At 73.5% G+C, this 13,772-nt stretch carries 11 protein-coding genes and 1 pseudogene; 5 read left to right on the top strand and 7 right to left on the bottom strand.

Annotation, left to right across the window (positions count from 1 at the left end; all coding sequences use genetic code 11):
• Positions 1–10: 10 nt before the first annotated feature.
• Complete coding sequence (locus tag ACLQ29_RS27800; RefSeq protein WP_425774383.1) at positions 11–1,714, bottom strand: acyl-CoA dehydrogenase family protein; 1,704 nt, start codon at positions 1,712–1,714, stop codon at positions 11–13.
• A gap of 147 nt (positions 1,715–1,861) precedes the next feature.
• On the opposite strand from ACLQ29_RS27800, the gene ACLQ29_RS27795 reads away from it, so the two are divergent.
• The 3 genes from ACLQ29_RS27795 to ACLQ29_RS27785 all read left to right on the top strand — a co-directional run bounded on the left by ACLQ29_RS27795 (position 1,862) and on the right by ACLQ29_RS27785 (position 6,729).
• Positions 1,862–2,320, top strand: a complete 459-nt coding sequence (locus ACLQ29_RS27795; protein ID WP_393374705.1) for a hypothetical protein — start codon at positions 1,862–1,864, stop codon at positions 2,318–2,320.
• Positions 2,307–3,509 (top strand): low temperature requirement protein A, encoded by a 1,203-nt coding sequence (locus ACLQ29_RS27790; RefSeq protein ID WP_425774382.1) that lies wholly within the window; start codon positions 2,307–2,309, stop codon positions 3,507–3,509. The genes ACLQ29_RS27795 and ACLQ29_RS27790 overlap by 14 nt, the downstream gene beginning before the upstream one ends.
• A 124-nt stretch (positions 3,510–3,633) precedes the next feature.
• Positions 3,634–6,729 (top strand): BTAD domain-containing putative transcriptional regulator, encoded by a 3,096-nt coding sequence (locus ACLQ29_RS27785; RefSeq protein ID WP_425774381.1) that lies wholly within the window; start codon positions 3,634–3,636, stop codon positions 6,727–6,729.
• Here ACLQ29_RS27785 and ACLQ29_RS27780 read toward each other — a convergent pair.
• Positions 6,717–7,253 (bottom strand): calcium-binding protein, encoded by a 537-nt coding sequence (locus ACLQ29_RS27780; RefSeq protein WP_425774380.1) that lies wholly within the window; start codon positions 7,251–7,253, stop codon positions 6,717–6,719. The two genes, ACLQ29_RS27785 and ACLQ29_RS27780, sit on opposite strands and share 13 nt — an antisense overlap.
• A gap of 187 nt (positions 7,254–7,440) precedes the next feature.
• Between ACLQ29_RS27780 and ACLQ29_RS27775 the strand changes: the two genes are divergently transcribed.
• Together ACLQ29_RS27775 and ACLQ29_RS27770 are read left to right on the top strand one after the other, a co-directional pair.
• Positions 7,441–8,289, top strand: a complete 849-nt coding sequence (locus ACLQ29_RS27775; protein ID WP_425774379.1) for a hypothetical protein — start codon at positions 7,441–7,443, stop codon at positions 8,287–8,289.
• Positions 8,253–8,708, top strand: a pseudogene (locus ACLQ29_RS27770) (low temperature requirement protein A); the annotation flags it as partial. The gene ACLQ29_RS27775 and the pseudogene ACLQ29_RS27770, both read left to right, overlap by 37 nt.
• A 45-nt stretch (positions 8,709–8,753) precedes the next feature.
• On the opposite strand, the gene ACLQ29_RS27765 reads toward ACLQ29_RS27770, so the two are convergent.
• From ACLQ29_RS27765 to ACLQ29_RS27745, 5 genes are all read right to left on the bottom strand, one after another.
• Entirely contained in the window at positions 8,754–9,470 is a 717-nt protein-coding gene (locus ACLQ29_RS27765) for a thymidine kinase (RefSeq protein WP_425774378.1), read from the bottom strand.
• Between the two features lie 56 nt (positions 9,471–9,526).
• A complete protein-coding gene (locus ACLQ29_RS27760; protein WP_425774377.1) occupies positions 9,527–10,918 on the bottom strand; it encodes an MFS transporter in 1,392 nt (463 codons plus the stop codon).
• A 20-nt stretch (positions 10,919–10,938) separates the two neighbouring features.
• Positions 10,939–11,706, bottom strand: a complete 768-nt coding sequence (locus tag ACLQ29_RS27755; RefSeq protein ID WP_425774376.1) for a glycerophosphodiester phosphodiesterase — start codon at positions 11,704–11,706, stop codon at positions 10,939–10,941.
• Between the two features lie 80 nt (positions 11,707–11,786).
• Positions 11,787–12,989 carry a serine hydrolase domain-containing protein gene (locus ACLQ29_RS27750; protein WP_425774375.1) on the bottom strand — a complete coding sequence of 401 codons (1,203 nt, stop codon included), beginning with the start codon at positions 12,987–12,989 and terminating at the stop codon, positions 11,787–11,789.
• A gap of 136 nt (positions 12,990–13,125) precedes the next feature.
• The gene (locus ACLQ29_RS27745) at positions 13,126–13,770 is read right to left on the bottom strand and encodes a response regulator transcription factor (RefSeq protein ID WP_425774479.1); all 645 of its coding nucleotides are present in this window, start codon (positions 13,768–13,770) and stop codon (positions 13,126–13,128) included.
• Positions 13,771–13,772: the final 2 nt, after the last annotated feature.

Raw genomic sequence — 13,772 nt, 5'->3', positions numbered from 1 at the left:
GCCGGCCGTCTCAGCAGAGCAACTCCAGGTGGTGGTGGGCGTCCTCGGCGATCTCCTCGTGCCGCAGCCAACGCCGCGCCCACAGCCGGGCCGCCAACTCCGCCTGCTCGTCACCCCACGCGGCGTGCTCGACGAGCAACGCGGTGGTCAGGGCGTACGCCAGGCGCAGCGCCAGACCACGGGCACCGGCCTGCACCGCGGCGGCGCCCGGATCGGCCGTCACCGCGGTGATGGTGTCGCCCAACCGCGCGGCGGCGGCGGCCAGGGTGTCGGCAAGCGTCGGCGACAGCGGTCGGGCCAGGTCGACCGCTGCGGCGAGCCGGCCCAGCACCGGCGTCCCGGCGTCCTCCCGGGTCAACGCGCGCAGCACGTCCAGGGCCAGCACGTTCGTGGTGCCCTCCCAGATCGGCAGCACCTGCGCGTCGCGCAGCAGCCGGGGCACGCCGGTGTCCTCCACGTAACCGGCCCCGCCGAAACTCTCCACGTACTCGCTGGCGGAGCTGACGGCCAGCCGTCCGGTGGCCAGCTTCGCCAGCGGCGCCACGATCCGCAGCTCCGCCGCGGCCGCCGGGTCCGCGCCGACCTCGACGCGCCCCAGCAGGGCGAACGCGTGCCCGGCGAGGGCGAACGCGCCCGCCGCGTCGACCGCGAGGGTGCCCAGCGTGGCCCGGTGCAGCGGCGAGGACACCAGCGGCCCGCCGGCGACGTGCCGCGCCTCGGCGTACGCGCGGGCGTAGTCCAACCCGCGTCGCATCCCACCGGCCGCCGCGGCGGCGTTGTGCACCCGGGTCACCACGACCAGGGTCATCGCCCGGACCAGGCCGGGCACCGCCGGATCACCCAGCGGAAGCGCGTACGCGTCGTGCAGACCGATCTCGGCGGTGGGCAACGCGCGGGTGCCGAGCTTGTCCTTGAGGCGGCGCACGATGACACCCGACGCGGGCGCGCCCGGCGCCCCGCCGATGCTCAACGGCGAGTCGGCCGCGTAGCGGGGGACCAGGAACGGCGCGAGCACGCGGCTGCCGCGCCCGGCGTCCTCCGGCCGGGCCAGCGCCACCGCCATCGCCGCGTCGGCGGCCGAGCAGAACCACTTCTCCCCGGTCAGCCGCCAGGACCCGTCCGCCGCGGGTCGGCCGATTGTGCTCGACCGGCCCAGGTCGGAGCCGCCCTGCGACTCGGTCATCCACTGCCCGCTGGTGATCGCCGTGGCCGGGTCCGTGGCGACCAGTCGGGGCAGCCACGCGTCGCGGACCCCGGTGTCCACGTCGGGCATGCTGAGCAGCGCCGCCGCCCCGTCGGCCATCGCCACCGGGCAGGAGAACGTCGCCGACTCCGGCCCGTACAGGTGCAGCAGGGCGTGTTGCACGACCCGCGCGGCGGCGCCCCAGGCGCCGCGCGCGTCGGTCAGGTAGGGAAGCGCGACCACGGCGTGCCGCGCGGCGGCGGCGCGCTGCGCCTGCCAGCCGGCGGAGGTGTCGATCCGGTCGATCCGCGCGCCCCACGGGTCGTAGCGGACAAGCGTCGGCGGGTGCGCCTCCGCGTCGGCGTGCGCCGCGCGCAGCGGCCCGGTGACGTCGGCGGCCAGGTCGGCGAGGCGTCCCTTCGCGGCGGCGTGCCCATCCGGGCCGAGGTGTCGCTCCAGCCAGGAACGCAGCAGGCCGTCACCGGCGTACGGGTCGACGGGAGGTGGTACCGGCTGCACGAAGCGGCTCATCGATCGGCTCCTGGCACTGCTCGGGGGTGTGCGCCGACGGTAGACGATCCGCGGCCGATCCGAACAGGGCGGGCGCACCCACCCAGGTTCGGTCGATTTCCGACTTGTCGCACGTGAGCGCGATCGCGTTCTCTACGGTCGGTAGTCGTGGGTGCCGGCCAGGGTTGGAGCCGACCGGCCCGGCGCAACCGCCCGATGCGCACCGGGCTCGCGTTCGCCGGGTTCGGTGTGGCGCTGTGCTGCGTCGGGGTGGCCGGGCTGGCCGCCTGGAACCTGCAAACCGTCCGTCAGGCCGCCGGCCCGATCCGGGACACCGCCGACGACTTCCTCAGCGAGGTGGCCCTGGGCGACAGCGACCGGGCGTACGACCGGCTCTGCGCGGACGCGCGCAGCCGGTGGAGCGCGATCGGCTTCACCAGTTGGGTACGGACACCGCCGATGGTCACCGACTACGAGATCACCGACGTGTCGGTCGCGACCCGCAGCGGACGACCACACGGCACGGTCACCGTGAAGGTGACCCGCGACGGCGGGCTCAGCGAGGAACGACGCCTGCCGGTGGTCCGTGAGAGCGGGGACTGGCGGGTGTGCGGTGACCCCTTCTGAGCCACCGGCCATCACCCCGGTGCGTCCCTGGCTGTTACGCCCGCGCACGGGGGTGCAGCCGACCACCTCGACGGAACTCCTCTTCGACCTGGTCTTCATCTTCAGCGTCACCCAGCTGTCGCACTACCTGATCGAGCACCCGGACTGGCGCGGCGCCGGGCGTACGGCGCTGTTGCTGGCGCTTGTCTGGTTCGTCTGGGTCTACACCACCTGGCTGACCAACTGGTTGCAACCGGATCAGGGGCCGGTGCGGGTGCTGCTGATCGGGGTGGCGCTGGGCAGCCTGTCGTTGTCGGCGGCGATCCCGCAGGCGTTCGCCGACACCGGTCTGCTCTTCGCGGTGGTCTACGTGGTCGTGCAGGTGGGCCGCACCCTGTTCGCGTTGTGGGCGGTGCAGGGCAGCCCATGGCTGGTCGCCGGATTCCAGCAGTCGCTGCCGTGGATCACCGGGACGTCGGTGCTCGTGGTGCTCGGCGGCCTGGCCACCGGGGTCGCCCGGGAGGTGTTGTGGGCGGCGGTGATCGTGATCGAGGTGGTTGGCCTGCTGATCGGTTACCCGCTGCCGGGGCGGGGACGCAGCCGCCCCGAACGGTGGATGGTCGAGGGTGGGCACCTCGCCGAACGGTCCGCGGCGTTCGTCCTGATCGCGCTGGGCGAGTCGATCCTGGTCACCGGCAGCACGTTCACCTCGCACGTGGACCTGGCCACGGCAGGGGCGTTCCTGCTGGCGTTCGCCGGTTCGGTGGCGCTGTGGTGGGTGTACTTCGCCCGGTCGGCCCCGGCCGCGACGGAGGTGATCGCGGGGGCGGGCGAGCGTACCGGCGCGTTGAGCCGGGTCGCGTTCAACTACCTGCACCCGGTGATCGTTGCCGGGGTGATCGTCGCGTCGGCGGGCGACGAGCTGCTGCTGCGGGACCCCGGCGCGCCCACCACCGCCGTCGCCGCGCTGTTCGTCCTCGGTGGTCCGGCGTTGTTCCTCGCCGGGCACGCCGCCTACAAGGCGTGGCTGTGGCGACGCCTGCCGACCAGCCGGATCACCGCCGTGCTGGTGCTGCTGGCGCTGGTGCCGGTCTGCGTGGGGCTGGGCGTGCCCGTCGCGGTGTGCGCCGCGCTGGCGTTGGCGGTGACCGTCGCCGTCATCGTGATCGACAGGTCGCGGGCACGGTCCGCCGCCCGAGGGCCGTCCTGACCGGCCGCCGGCACTGCGTCGGTTCTCGGACAACGCCAGCGTGGGCGGGCCGCCGGATGGTTAGCGTGGGTCACCGGCCCTCCGGGTGACCTTCCGCGGTGCTCGGACGAGCGGAGGCGACGCGATGGCAACCGACCGGCGCACCCCAGCACAGCGGTGGCTGCTGCTGGTGGCCGCCGCCGGTTATGGCAAGAGCACCGCCCTGGAAACCATCGGCGGGGACGGTCCGACGACCTGGCACCGGGCGACGGACCTGATCGACGCGTTGTCGCAGCCCACCAGCTCGTCGGACGCGCACCCGCCGGCCCGGGTCGCCGTGGACGAGGTGTCCGCTCTCAACGAGGACGACCAACTGGCCCTGGTGCGGCTGTTGGGCGCGCTGCCGGGTCAGCCGGCGGTGACGCTGGCCGCCCGACAACCGCTTGCCGACGCGGCGCGAAGCGCCTGTGCCGGGCCCGTCGTGCAGCGTGGGCCGGAAACCCTCGCCCTCGGCCGGGACGCGGTCGCCCGGATCCTGCGCGACGAACACGCGGTGCCCGACAGCGACCTGGCCTACCTGGTCTACGAGCTGACCGCCGGCTGGCCCGCCTGGGTACACCTCGCCGGTGACGCCCTCGGCCGGCAGGGCGTCGGCCGGCGGGAACTGCTCGCCGCCCTGACCGAACCCGGCACCGCCGGCGGGCACTTCGCCCGCGACGAGATCCTCGCCGACCTGCCCGCGCAGGTCACGAGTCTGCTCGGCCGCGTCCACCACCTCGACCCGATCACCGCGCCGCTGTGCGTGGCCATCGACGCCGACACGCCAGCCGCCACCGCGCAGGCGCTGCGCTGGTCGACCCGCACCGGGTTGCTGGTCGCCCATCCCCGCCGACGATCGGGCCCCACCTCGTCGACGGTGCAGCTGGTGCCCGTGCTCGCGGCGGTGGTGGCCCAGCAGGCCGGCCGGCCCGACGCCTCCGGACGCCGTCGGTTGTCCGCCGCCGCCGACTGGTACCTCGCCAACGCGTACCCGCTGGCGGCCGCCCGAGCCCTGCGGGACGCGAACGACACCCCCCGCTGCGCGAAGCTGATCGTCAGCCACGGGGAGGACATGCTCGCCGGTGGTGGGGCGCCGGACGTCGTGGACCTGATCAGCGCGTTGCCGCCGGCCGAGCAGAACCCCGACCTCCAACTGATCCTCGGCGACGCGTTGCGGATGTCCGGCTCGGTGACCTGGGCGTCGCGGGTCTTCGCCCCGCTGCTGGCCCAGTCGGACCACGACCGCCGCTGGCCGGCGCGGCTGCTGTGGCGGGCCGCGATGGTGCCGTACCTGCGCACCGACTATGCCGGCGCCCTCGCGGTACTCGACCGGGCGCCGCCGACGGTCACCCCACCCGGCCCCGACGACGTCCTGCTGCTGGCCTGCCGTGCCAGCACCCTTGCCCAGCTCGGCCGGGTCGACGAGGCGGTCACCACCGGAGCGCGGGCGCTCGTCGCGGCGCGACAGGTCAACGAGGACGCGCCGTTGGCGGCGGCGCACATCGCGGCCGCGCTGACCTCGTCCGGCGTTCGCCGCGACGGGCACCTGGCCGAGGCCCTGGCGGCGGCGGAACGTGCGGGTGACCTGGTCCAGCAGGCGCGGGTCCTGGTCAATCAGGCGCACTGCCTGCTGCGGGAGGCCCGGTACCCGCCGGCGCTGGCCACCGCCGCGCGGGCGGTGCGCGCGGCGGAACTCGCCGGACCGCCGGGAGTGCTGGTGACCGCGCTGCACAACGCGGGTGAGGCGCTGGTGCGCTTGGGCCGCTACGACGAGGCGACCCTGCACTTCACCCGCTCCAAACTGGTCTCCCAACGGTTGGGACTCAACCGGGCGGCCGCCGGTGTGTACGGGTTGGCCGAGGTCAGTCGCCGCCTCGGCCGACGGGAGGAGGCGTTGGCGGCCTTCACCGAGGCCGCGGAGCTGGCCCGGGACGTGGGGGACCTGCAGGTACGCATCCCGGCGCTGGTCGGCCTGGCCCGGCTGCGCTGCGAGGGCGCCGCCGCCGACCTCACCGCCGCCCGTGCCGCCGCCGACGAGGCACACCGACTGGCGCCGGCGTTCCTGCTCTCCTGCGCGCTGACCGCGACGGGCTGGGTGGCGTACGCCGGGGGTGACCTGGAGGTCTCCCGGCGGCGGGCGGCCGAAGCGGTGCGGGCGGCCCGCAACGGGCGGCAGGCCGACGCGTTGGCCGAGGCACTGGAACTCACCGCCGCGGTCGCCGCCGACCCGGCCGCGAGCCGGGACGCGCTGCTGGAGGCCGGCGCGATCTGGCGGGCGGCGGGCGCGGGACCAGCCGCCGAACAGACAGTCGTCCTGCTGGGTCGGGTCCCGGGCGCTGACGGCGCCCAGCGCTCGGCGGCGCAGGCGGCTGCCAACCGGTTGCTGGCGCTCGGGGTCGAGACGGTCGACGGACGGCAGTTGTCCGAACCGTCAGTCGACGGTGGCACCGTCGAGGTGCGGGTGCTCGGCCGGTTCGAGGTCATCGTCGGTGGGCGGGAGGTCCCGCTGCCGGCGTGGCGGTCCCGGCAGGCCCGCACGTTGCTGAAGATCCTCGTCGCCCGACGTGGCCGTGCCGTGGGGCGGGCGCAGCTGTGCGAGCTGCTGTGGCCCGACGACGAGCCGCGGCGGACCGCGCACCGCCTGTCGGTGTTGCTGTCCGCTGTGCGTGCCGTGCTCGACCCGCCCCGGCGGTGGCCCGTCGACAGGTACGTGCGCGCCGACCTGACCGGCGTGCGCATCGACAGGACCCGGGTGGTCGTCGACGCGGAGAAGCTCCTCACCGACGTCCCGGCCGCCGAGCGGCTCGCCCGCGACGGTGACCCGGCGCGGGCCCGTGCGCTGCTCGCCGAGGTGGACGCCGCCTACCGGGGGGACGCCTTCGCCGACGAGCCCTACGAGGACTGGGCCGACGGGCTGCGGGAAGAGGCCCGCTCGGTGTGGTTGCGGGCGTTGCGTGAGCTGGCCCGCCGGTACCGCCGCGACGGTGACGCCGACCGGGCCGCCACCACACTGGTCCGGCTGCTCGACGCCGACTCCTACGACGAGTGGGCGCACCGCGCGCTGGTCGGGACGCTTGTCGGCGCCGGCCGGCACGGGGAGGCCCGCCGGGCGTTCGACAGGTGGGTCGGGGCGATGCGCGCGATCGACGCACCGCCCCCGGATCCGGGCGTGCTGCGGACGACGGCTGGTCAGCAAATGTAGAGATTCTCGTTGCCGTCGCTGCTGTCCACGTACGAGTAGAAGATCATGTCGCTGTTGGGCTCGTCGTCCTCCGCGCAGGTGTCCTCCCCGGCCCCACCGTCGAGGCTGTCGCCGCCGCTGACCACGCCCCAGATGGTGACGCCGGCCACCCCGATCAGCAGGTCCGCGCCGTTGGACCCGGAGAGGTAGTCGTCGCCGTCGAGACCGGCCAGCACGTCGTCGCCCGCGCCGCCGACGAGGGTGTCCCCGCAGCCGTTCCCGAACAGGACGTCGTCGCCGGCGCCACCGTGGATCGTGTCGACGCCACCGCCGCCGTAGATGATGTCGTCGCCGCCGAGCCCGTAGATCTCGTCGGGTCCGCCGCTGCCGTGCAGGATGTCGTCGCCGGCGGTGCCCATGATCGGGTCGCCGTCGGTGGCGGCGCACGGATTCACGTCCGGGTCGGCGTACGCCGCGCCACCGCCGACGCCGATCACAGCGCCGCTGACCAGGAGGGCGGCCAGGGCCGCCGCTCGGATACGCATGATGAGACCTCCCGTTCGTGGGCTCCGCCGGAGCCCGGTGACGCCGCGATGACGTCGCCGGCACTGTCGCAGCCGCCCGTCATCGTGGCGTCAGTACGCCGCTGCTGACGCCCTCCTGACGACCGTGCCGAGTCTGGGTCCACAGCCGTCGTCGACAGTCGACGAGGCAGTACGGAGGGAACATCCCATGAAGCGGAAAATGGCCGGTCTGGCAGCGCTGACCGGCATGGCGGCGGCCACGACGCTGCTCGCACCGACAACCCCGGCGCAGGCGTCGGTCGGCCTGTACCGGGTCGCCGCCACAAGCGTCCTGGACGCGACGAACGCCAAGACCATGCCCATCTCGTGCAACGGCGCGGACCAGGTCGTCGGTGCCGGCGGGCGGATCAACGACGGTCAGGGCGACGTCCTGATGACCCGCATGTACGCCGACGCCGCCCTGCACACCGTGACCGTGGTCGGGGTGGAGGCCAACGCCACAAATGTGCCCTGGTCGGTGGGCGCGTTCGCGGTGTGCGCACCGGCCGGCACGGTGGCCGGCCTGCAACTGGTCACGACCACGTCGGCGAACAACGCCCTCGACAAGGTGGGCGTCACCGCCGTCTGCCCGGCGGGCAAGAAGACCTTCGGCGGCGGGTACCGGATCGACAACGCCAACGCCGCGGTGGCGGTCGACGAGCTGGCGTTCACCTCGGCGCTCGGCGCGGTGTCGAGCACCGCGTACGTGTTCGGCGCGCCGGGTAACTTCACGTTGCAGACTCAGGCGTTCTGCGCCAACCCGTTGCCGGCGATGGCGCTGGTGGATGCGTTGAGCGCGTCCGACGCGACCTCGCCTAAGCCCGTGCCGACGCTGGCCTGCCCGGCGGGGTCGCAGACCGCGGGGGTCGGCGGAGTGCTGACCGGGCTCCTCGGGGCAGGCTCGGTGACGACCCTGGTACCCAAGGCGACGCTGGACACCGCCGAGGCGACCGGACGGGAGATCGTCGCATTCGGCGGGGCGTGGAACCTCAGGGCGCAGCAGGTCTGCGTTGGCTGAACCACCCATCGCACGGCCGGCCGTCCCCAGCACGGGGGCGGCCGGCCACCGCGCCGGGATCGATTTGCGGCTTGTCACCCGTCGGCGCGACCGTATTCTCTACCGTCTGTAGTCGTGGATGCCCGCAATGCGCACGCCGCCGGCCCGATCCGGCCGGCGGGTGCGCGGTGACCCCCTCCGGGTCGGACGGCCATCCGCTGCATCCGCGGCTGCTGCGCCCGCGCCGCGGTGTCGAGCGGACCACGTCCACCGAACTGTTCTTCGACCTGGTGTACGTCTTCACGATCACCCAGTTGTCGCACTACCTGAGTAGGGACCTCGGGTGGCGGGGCGCCGGACGGACCGCCGTCCTGCTGGGCATGGTCTGGTTGGTGTGGATCTACACGGTGTGGCCGACCGGTTTGGGCGCCGGACGGCTCAGCCGCGGTGATCGTGGCCGGCTGGGTGTCGGTGCGGCCGGTGTCTCAGTCGCGGGGGCCGAGGTCGCCGCTGCGGTAGTGCCGGCGGCAGAGCACCTGGTAGCGCACCTCGGCGGTGTCGACGGTGTCGCCGATGACGACCTGCGCGCCCTCGCGGACCACCCGCCCATCGGCGACGCGGGCGTTGAGCAGCCCCTCCCGGCCGCACCAGCAGAGCACCTCGACCTGGATGCGGGCCACCTCGTCGGCCAACTCGAAGAGGCGTTGCGCGGCGGGGAACAGGCAGGACCGGAAGTCGGTGGCCAGGCCGAACGCGAACACGTCGACGTCGTAGCTGTCGACCAACTCGGCCATCTGCTCGACGTGCTCGACGGTGTAGAAGCACGCCTCGTCGCAGATCAGGTAGTCGACGCGTACCCCGTCGGCCCACCGGCCGCGCACCAGGGCCCGCAGGTCCAGGTCGTCGGTGACCTCGATGGCCTCGTGGGCCAGGCCGATGCGGGTGGTGACCTGCGGCCCCAACGACCTGTCGATGCGGGTGGTGACCAGCCCTCGGCGGCCCTGCCGGGCGTGGTTGTAGTTCATCTGCAACGCCATCGTCGACTTGCCGCAGTCCATCGGCCCCCAGAAGAACTTCAACGCCGCGGCGTGCACCGGACGCCCGTCGAGCCCGCGCGCGGCCGCGCACCCGGCCGGGGCGTGCGGCTGGCCGGGGAACGGGTGAGCCAGGCAGGTCGGAGCGGTGGCGGCGTCGTCTGTCACGGTCGGGCAGCCTAGCCGATCGGCCGAGGCTGATCTGCCGCGCGCGGGACGCGTGCTCAGAGCACCCGGGGTGGGGTGTTGCCGGCGGCGACGATGGCGCGGCGGATCGGCACGGCGGCCAGGAGCAGGAAGCCGACCACGAAGAAGATCAGCATTGAGACCAGGCCCAACCGGTAGGAGGCGGTGAGTTGGAACACCAGACCGAAGGCGAGCGGGCCGAGCCAGCTGGTGCCCTTGTCGCTGATCTCGTAGAAGCCGTAGTACTCGCCCTCCTTGCCGGCCGGGATGAGCTGGCTGAACAGTGACCGGCTCAACGCCTGGCTGCCGCCGAGGACCAGGCCGATGCCCGCACCGAGGATCATGAACGGCACCGGCGCCTCGGCGGGCAGCCGAAACGCGGCGATGATCACACCGGTCCAGAGCACCAGGCTGAGCAGCACGGTCTTCCACGCGCCGATGCGCCTGGCCAGCGCGCCCATGCTCAGCGCGCCGCCGAAGGCGAGGAACTGCACCAGCAGGATCGTGATGATCAGGGTGCTCTGCTCCAGGCGCAACTCCTCGGTGCCGTACTGGCTGGCCAGGGTGATGGCGGTCTGGATGCCGTCGTTGTAGACCAGGAAGGCGAGCAGGAAGAACAACGTCAACGGGTACGCCTTGATCTCGCGCATGGTGCGGCCGAGCTGCCGGAACCCGTCGATGAGCACGTTGCCGCCGCCGGTCAGGGCCGCAACGCTGGGGCGCTCACGCAGCCAGCGCAGCGGGACCAGGGTGAACACCGCCCACCACACGCCGGCGGACACGATCGACCAGCGGGCCAGGTCCAGGGTGCGTTGCGGGTTGTCGCCCTCGTCGAGCAGGGTGATCGCGACGAGGTTGAGCGCCAGCAGCAGACCACCGCCGAGGTAGCCCAGCGCCCAGCCGCGACTGGAGATGCCGTCGCGTTCGTCGGGGCCGCCGAGCTGCGGCAGGAACGAGTTGTAGACCACGATCGCCGCGCCGAAGGAGATGTTCGCGACCAGGAACAGCGCCCCGCCGAGCAGGTAGCGGTCACCGGTGACGAAGGCCATCGCGATGGTGGCGCCGGCGCCGGTGAACGCGGCCCCGCCGAGCAGCCGCTTCTTGTGCGCCGACCGATCGGCGATCGCCCCGATGACCGGCAGCACGAACACGGTGAGGAGCACCGACAGCGAGATCAGGTACGGGTAGAAGGACCCGGGCGCGACCCGAATTCCCAGCGGGTGCACGTACCCGTCGCAGGTGTCCGCGCCCAACTCGCAGCCGGCGGCCAACTCGGCGACGGTGGTCAGGAACGGACCGAGGAACACGGTGATCACCGTGGTCTGGAACGCGGAGTTGGCCCAGTCGTAGATGTACCAGCCCCTGCGCTCGCGGCGGGTGCTCGCCGGGGGCGGGGTGTCATCCACCGTGGGGGTCACGGTCTCGGCCATCCGGGGGTCCTTCGACGGGTTCAGGCGGCCCAGTGGCCGCGGCTGCGGTAGACGTCGCGCAGCACGCCGACGTGATCGGTCATGATGCCATCCACACCGAGATCCAGTAAGTCGTGCATCTGGTCGGGTTGGTCGATCGTCCAGACGTGCACCTGCAGGCCGATCCGGTGGCAGTAGTTGAGGAACCGGCGGTCCACCACCGGCACCCGCCCGTAGCGCGGCGGCACCTGCGCGGCGACCACCGACGGAGGCAACCGCAGCGGGCGTCCGTGCAGGGAGGCGAGCCGCAGCCGGGCGACCCCCCGCATGCCGAGGCTGGTGGCGACCCGTCCCTGCGTGAGCGCGCGCAGCCGGGTCAGGCGGGCGTCGCTGAACGACGCGAGCAGCACCCGGTCGGCGGCGCCGGCCCGGGTCACCGTCGCGACCGTCGGCGCGACGCCGCCGTCGGCCTTCACATCGATGTTGAAGCGGACCTGCGGCCAGGCGCCCAGTACCTCGTCGAGCCGGGGTACGACGGCCGCGCCGCCGACGCGTACCGAAGCGAGGTCGGCCCAGCTCAGCTCGGCGATGCGCCCCGCCTCACCGGTGACCCGTCGCAACGTCGGGTCGTGGAAGATCACCGCCACGCCGTCGGCGGTGGCGTGCACGTCGGTCTCCACGTACCGGTAGCCGAGCCCGACGGCGCGGGCGAACGCCTCGGCGGTGTTCTCGTCGCCCTCGGCGGCACCGCCACGGTGGGCGAACGCCAGCGGCGCGGGCGCGTCCAGGTAGCCGAATCGGGTCAACACGCGAGGCAGTATGCCCCCGGTTGATGGCCGGCGGGTGGCCGGCCGGCGTCTGTCGCCCGCTCGCGCCGCCGCGCTGGCCGTCAGCCGCAGATCAGGTCGTCCAGCAGGGTCATCTGCCGCTGGATGACCGCCACCGCCGGACCCGGGTCGGCCAGCTCGGTGGCCAGGTACAGGACCGTCGCGCGGCGCCCGTCCGGGCTGACCGCGGCGAGGGTGCTCATCCCGGGCATGGAACCGACGTGCGCCCAGGCGCCACCGCACCGGTTGGGTATCCACATGATCCCCAGCCCGTACCGGATGCCCGCCCGGATGCCCTGGAACCCGTCGGCCAGCACGGTGCGGTGCAGTTCGGCCAGTTGCGCGGGTCGCAGGAGCTGGCCGCGGCCGACCGCCTGCCAGAAGCGGGCCAGGTCGGTGGGGGTGCTGACCAGGCCGCCCGCCGAGGCCGTCACCGTCGGATTGAACACGGTCGTGTCGACCAGCGGCCCGCCGGGCGCGAACTGCCGGTACCCGTTGGCGTGCGGCTGGGGCAGGGTCGGTTGGTCACCCGGGTAGAACGTGTGGGTCAGGCGCAGCGGCAGCAGGATCCGGGAGCGCACCTCGGTGTGCCACCGATGCCCGGTGACGCGCTCGACGAGCATCCCGGCCAGCAGGTAGTTGGTGTTCGAGTAGCTCCAACCGGTGCCGGCGGCGAACAGCGGCGAGTGCCGCATCGCGGTCGCCACCTGCTGCGCCTCGGTGTGGTGGTCGAAGCGGTGCGTCCGGAACTCGTCGGCCGACCGCAGGGCGGCGAGGTCGCCGGTGGGGTCGTAGAGGCCGCTGGTGTGCTGCAGGAGCTGGCGAACGCTGACGTACCGGCCGTCGTTGCCGTTGCCGGTGACGACGCCGGGCAGCCAGCGTTCGATCGGGTCGTCCAGCCGGATCCGGCCCTCGCCGACGAGTTGGAGCACCACCACCGACACGAACGTCTTCGTGGTGCTGCCGATCCGGAAGTACCCGTCGACAGGCGTCGGCGCGCCGGTGTTCAGGTCGGCCACGCCGCTGCGCGCCGCGGTCACCCGGCCCTCGTCGCGGACCAGGCCCTGCGTCCCGGACACGCCCAGGCCGTGCAGGTCGTCGAGGCCGCGCGTGAGCACCGTGGCCGTCAACCGGTGATCCGGGGTGGGCGGCGCGGCTGACCCGGCCGCCGGGCCGACCGTGGCGGCCAGCACTGCGGCCACGGTCGCGGCCGCCACGACGCCGTGCCGGCGCACGGCCTTCCGTCCTGCGACAACCACGCTCATCCGAAGGCTCCCTTCAGGGACAACATTTGTGCCCAAACGCTACGAAGAGCCTCGATGTCCGCACCAACCGGAGAACCCCCGATTCGACGTGGGGGATTACCCCCGGCACCCGGCGGACAGCGGGGCCGGCGCGGACCTACGGACTCAGGTGGCGCAGGACCGCGAGGACACGGCGGTTGTCGGCCTCGTCCGGAGGTAGCCCCAGCTTGTCGAAGATGCTCGCGACGTGCTTCTCCACCGTTCCGCCGGTCACCGTGAGCGCGTCGGCGACGCCGGCGTTGGAACGCCCCTCCGCCATCAGCGCGAGCACGTGGCGCTCGCGTGGGGTCAGCGCGGCCACCCCGTCGGCGCGGCGGCTGACGCGCAGCAGGTGACCGACGACCTCCGGGTCGAGCGCCGTGCCGCCGGTGGCGACCCGCCGCAGCGCGTCGGCGAACTCCGCGACGTCGGCCACCCGTTCCTTCAGCAGGTATCCGACGCCCGCCGCGTTGCCCTGCAGGAGCCGGGCCGTGTACGTGGTCTCGATGTACTGCGACAGCACCAGGACGCCCGTGCGGGGGTGCTGGCGGCGGATCTCGAGTGCGGCGCGCAGCCCTTCGTCGGTGTGCGTCGGCGGCATCCGGATGTCGGCCACCACGACGTCGGGCTGATGCGCGGTCACCGCGGCGAGCAGCGTGTCGCCGTCGCCCACGGCGGCGCACACCTGGTGGCCGTGGTCCTCGATCAGGCGGGTCAGCCCCGCCCGGAACAGGGCGGCGTCCTCGGCGATCACCACGCGCACCC

The organism is Micromonospora sp. DT228 (assembly GCF_049841595.1).
Classification (GTDB): Bacteria; Actinomycetota; Actinomycetes; order Mycobacteriales; family Micromonosporaceae; genus Micromonospora.
Note: the sequence above shows the minus strand (reverse complement) of the source record. Positions and strands in the feature narration are given on the sequence as shown.

Bases quoted from the DNA above. Each gene is read 5' to 3' on its own strand.
- ACLQ29_RS27800 (WP_425774383.1), bottom strand. From the start codon at position 1,714: ATGAGCCGCTTCGTGCAGCCGGTACCACCTCCCGTCGACCCGTACGCC.
- ACLQ29_RS27775 (WP_425774379.1), top strand. From the start codon at position 7,441: ATGAAGCGGAAAATGGCCGGTCTGGCAGCGCTGACCGGCATGGCGGCG.
- ACLQ29_RS27760 (WP_425774377.1), bottom strand. From the start codon at position 10,918: ATGGCCGAGACCGTGACCCCCACGGTGGATGACACCCCGCCCCCGGCG.
- ACLQ29_RS27780 (WP_425774380.1), bottom strand. From the start codon at position 7,253: ATGCGTATCCGAGCGGCGGCCCTGGCCGCCCTCCTGGTCAGCGGCGCT.
- ACLQ29_RS27785 (WP_425774381.1), top strand. From the start codon at position 3,634: ATGGCAACCGACCGGCGCACCCCAGCACAGCGGTGGCTGCTGCTGGTG.
- ACLQ29_RS27750 (WP_425774375.1), bottom strand. From the start codon at position 12,989: ATGAGCGTGGTTGTCGCAGGACGGAAGGCCGTGCGCCGGCACGGCGTC.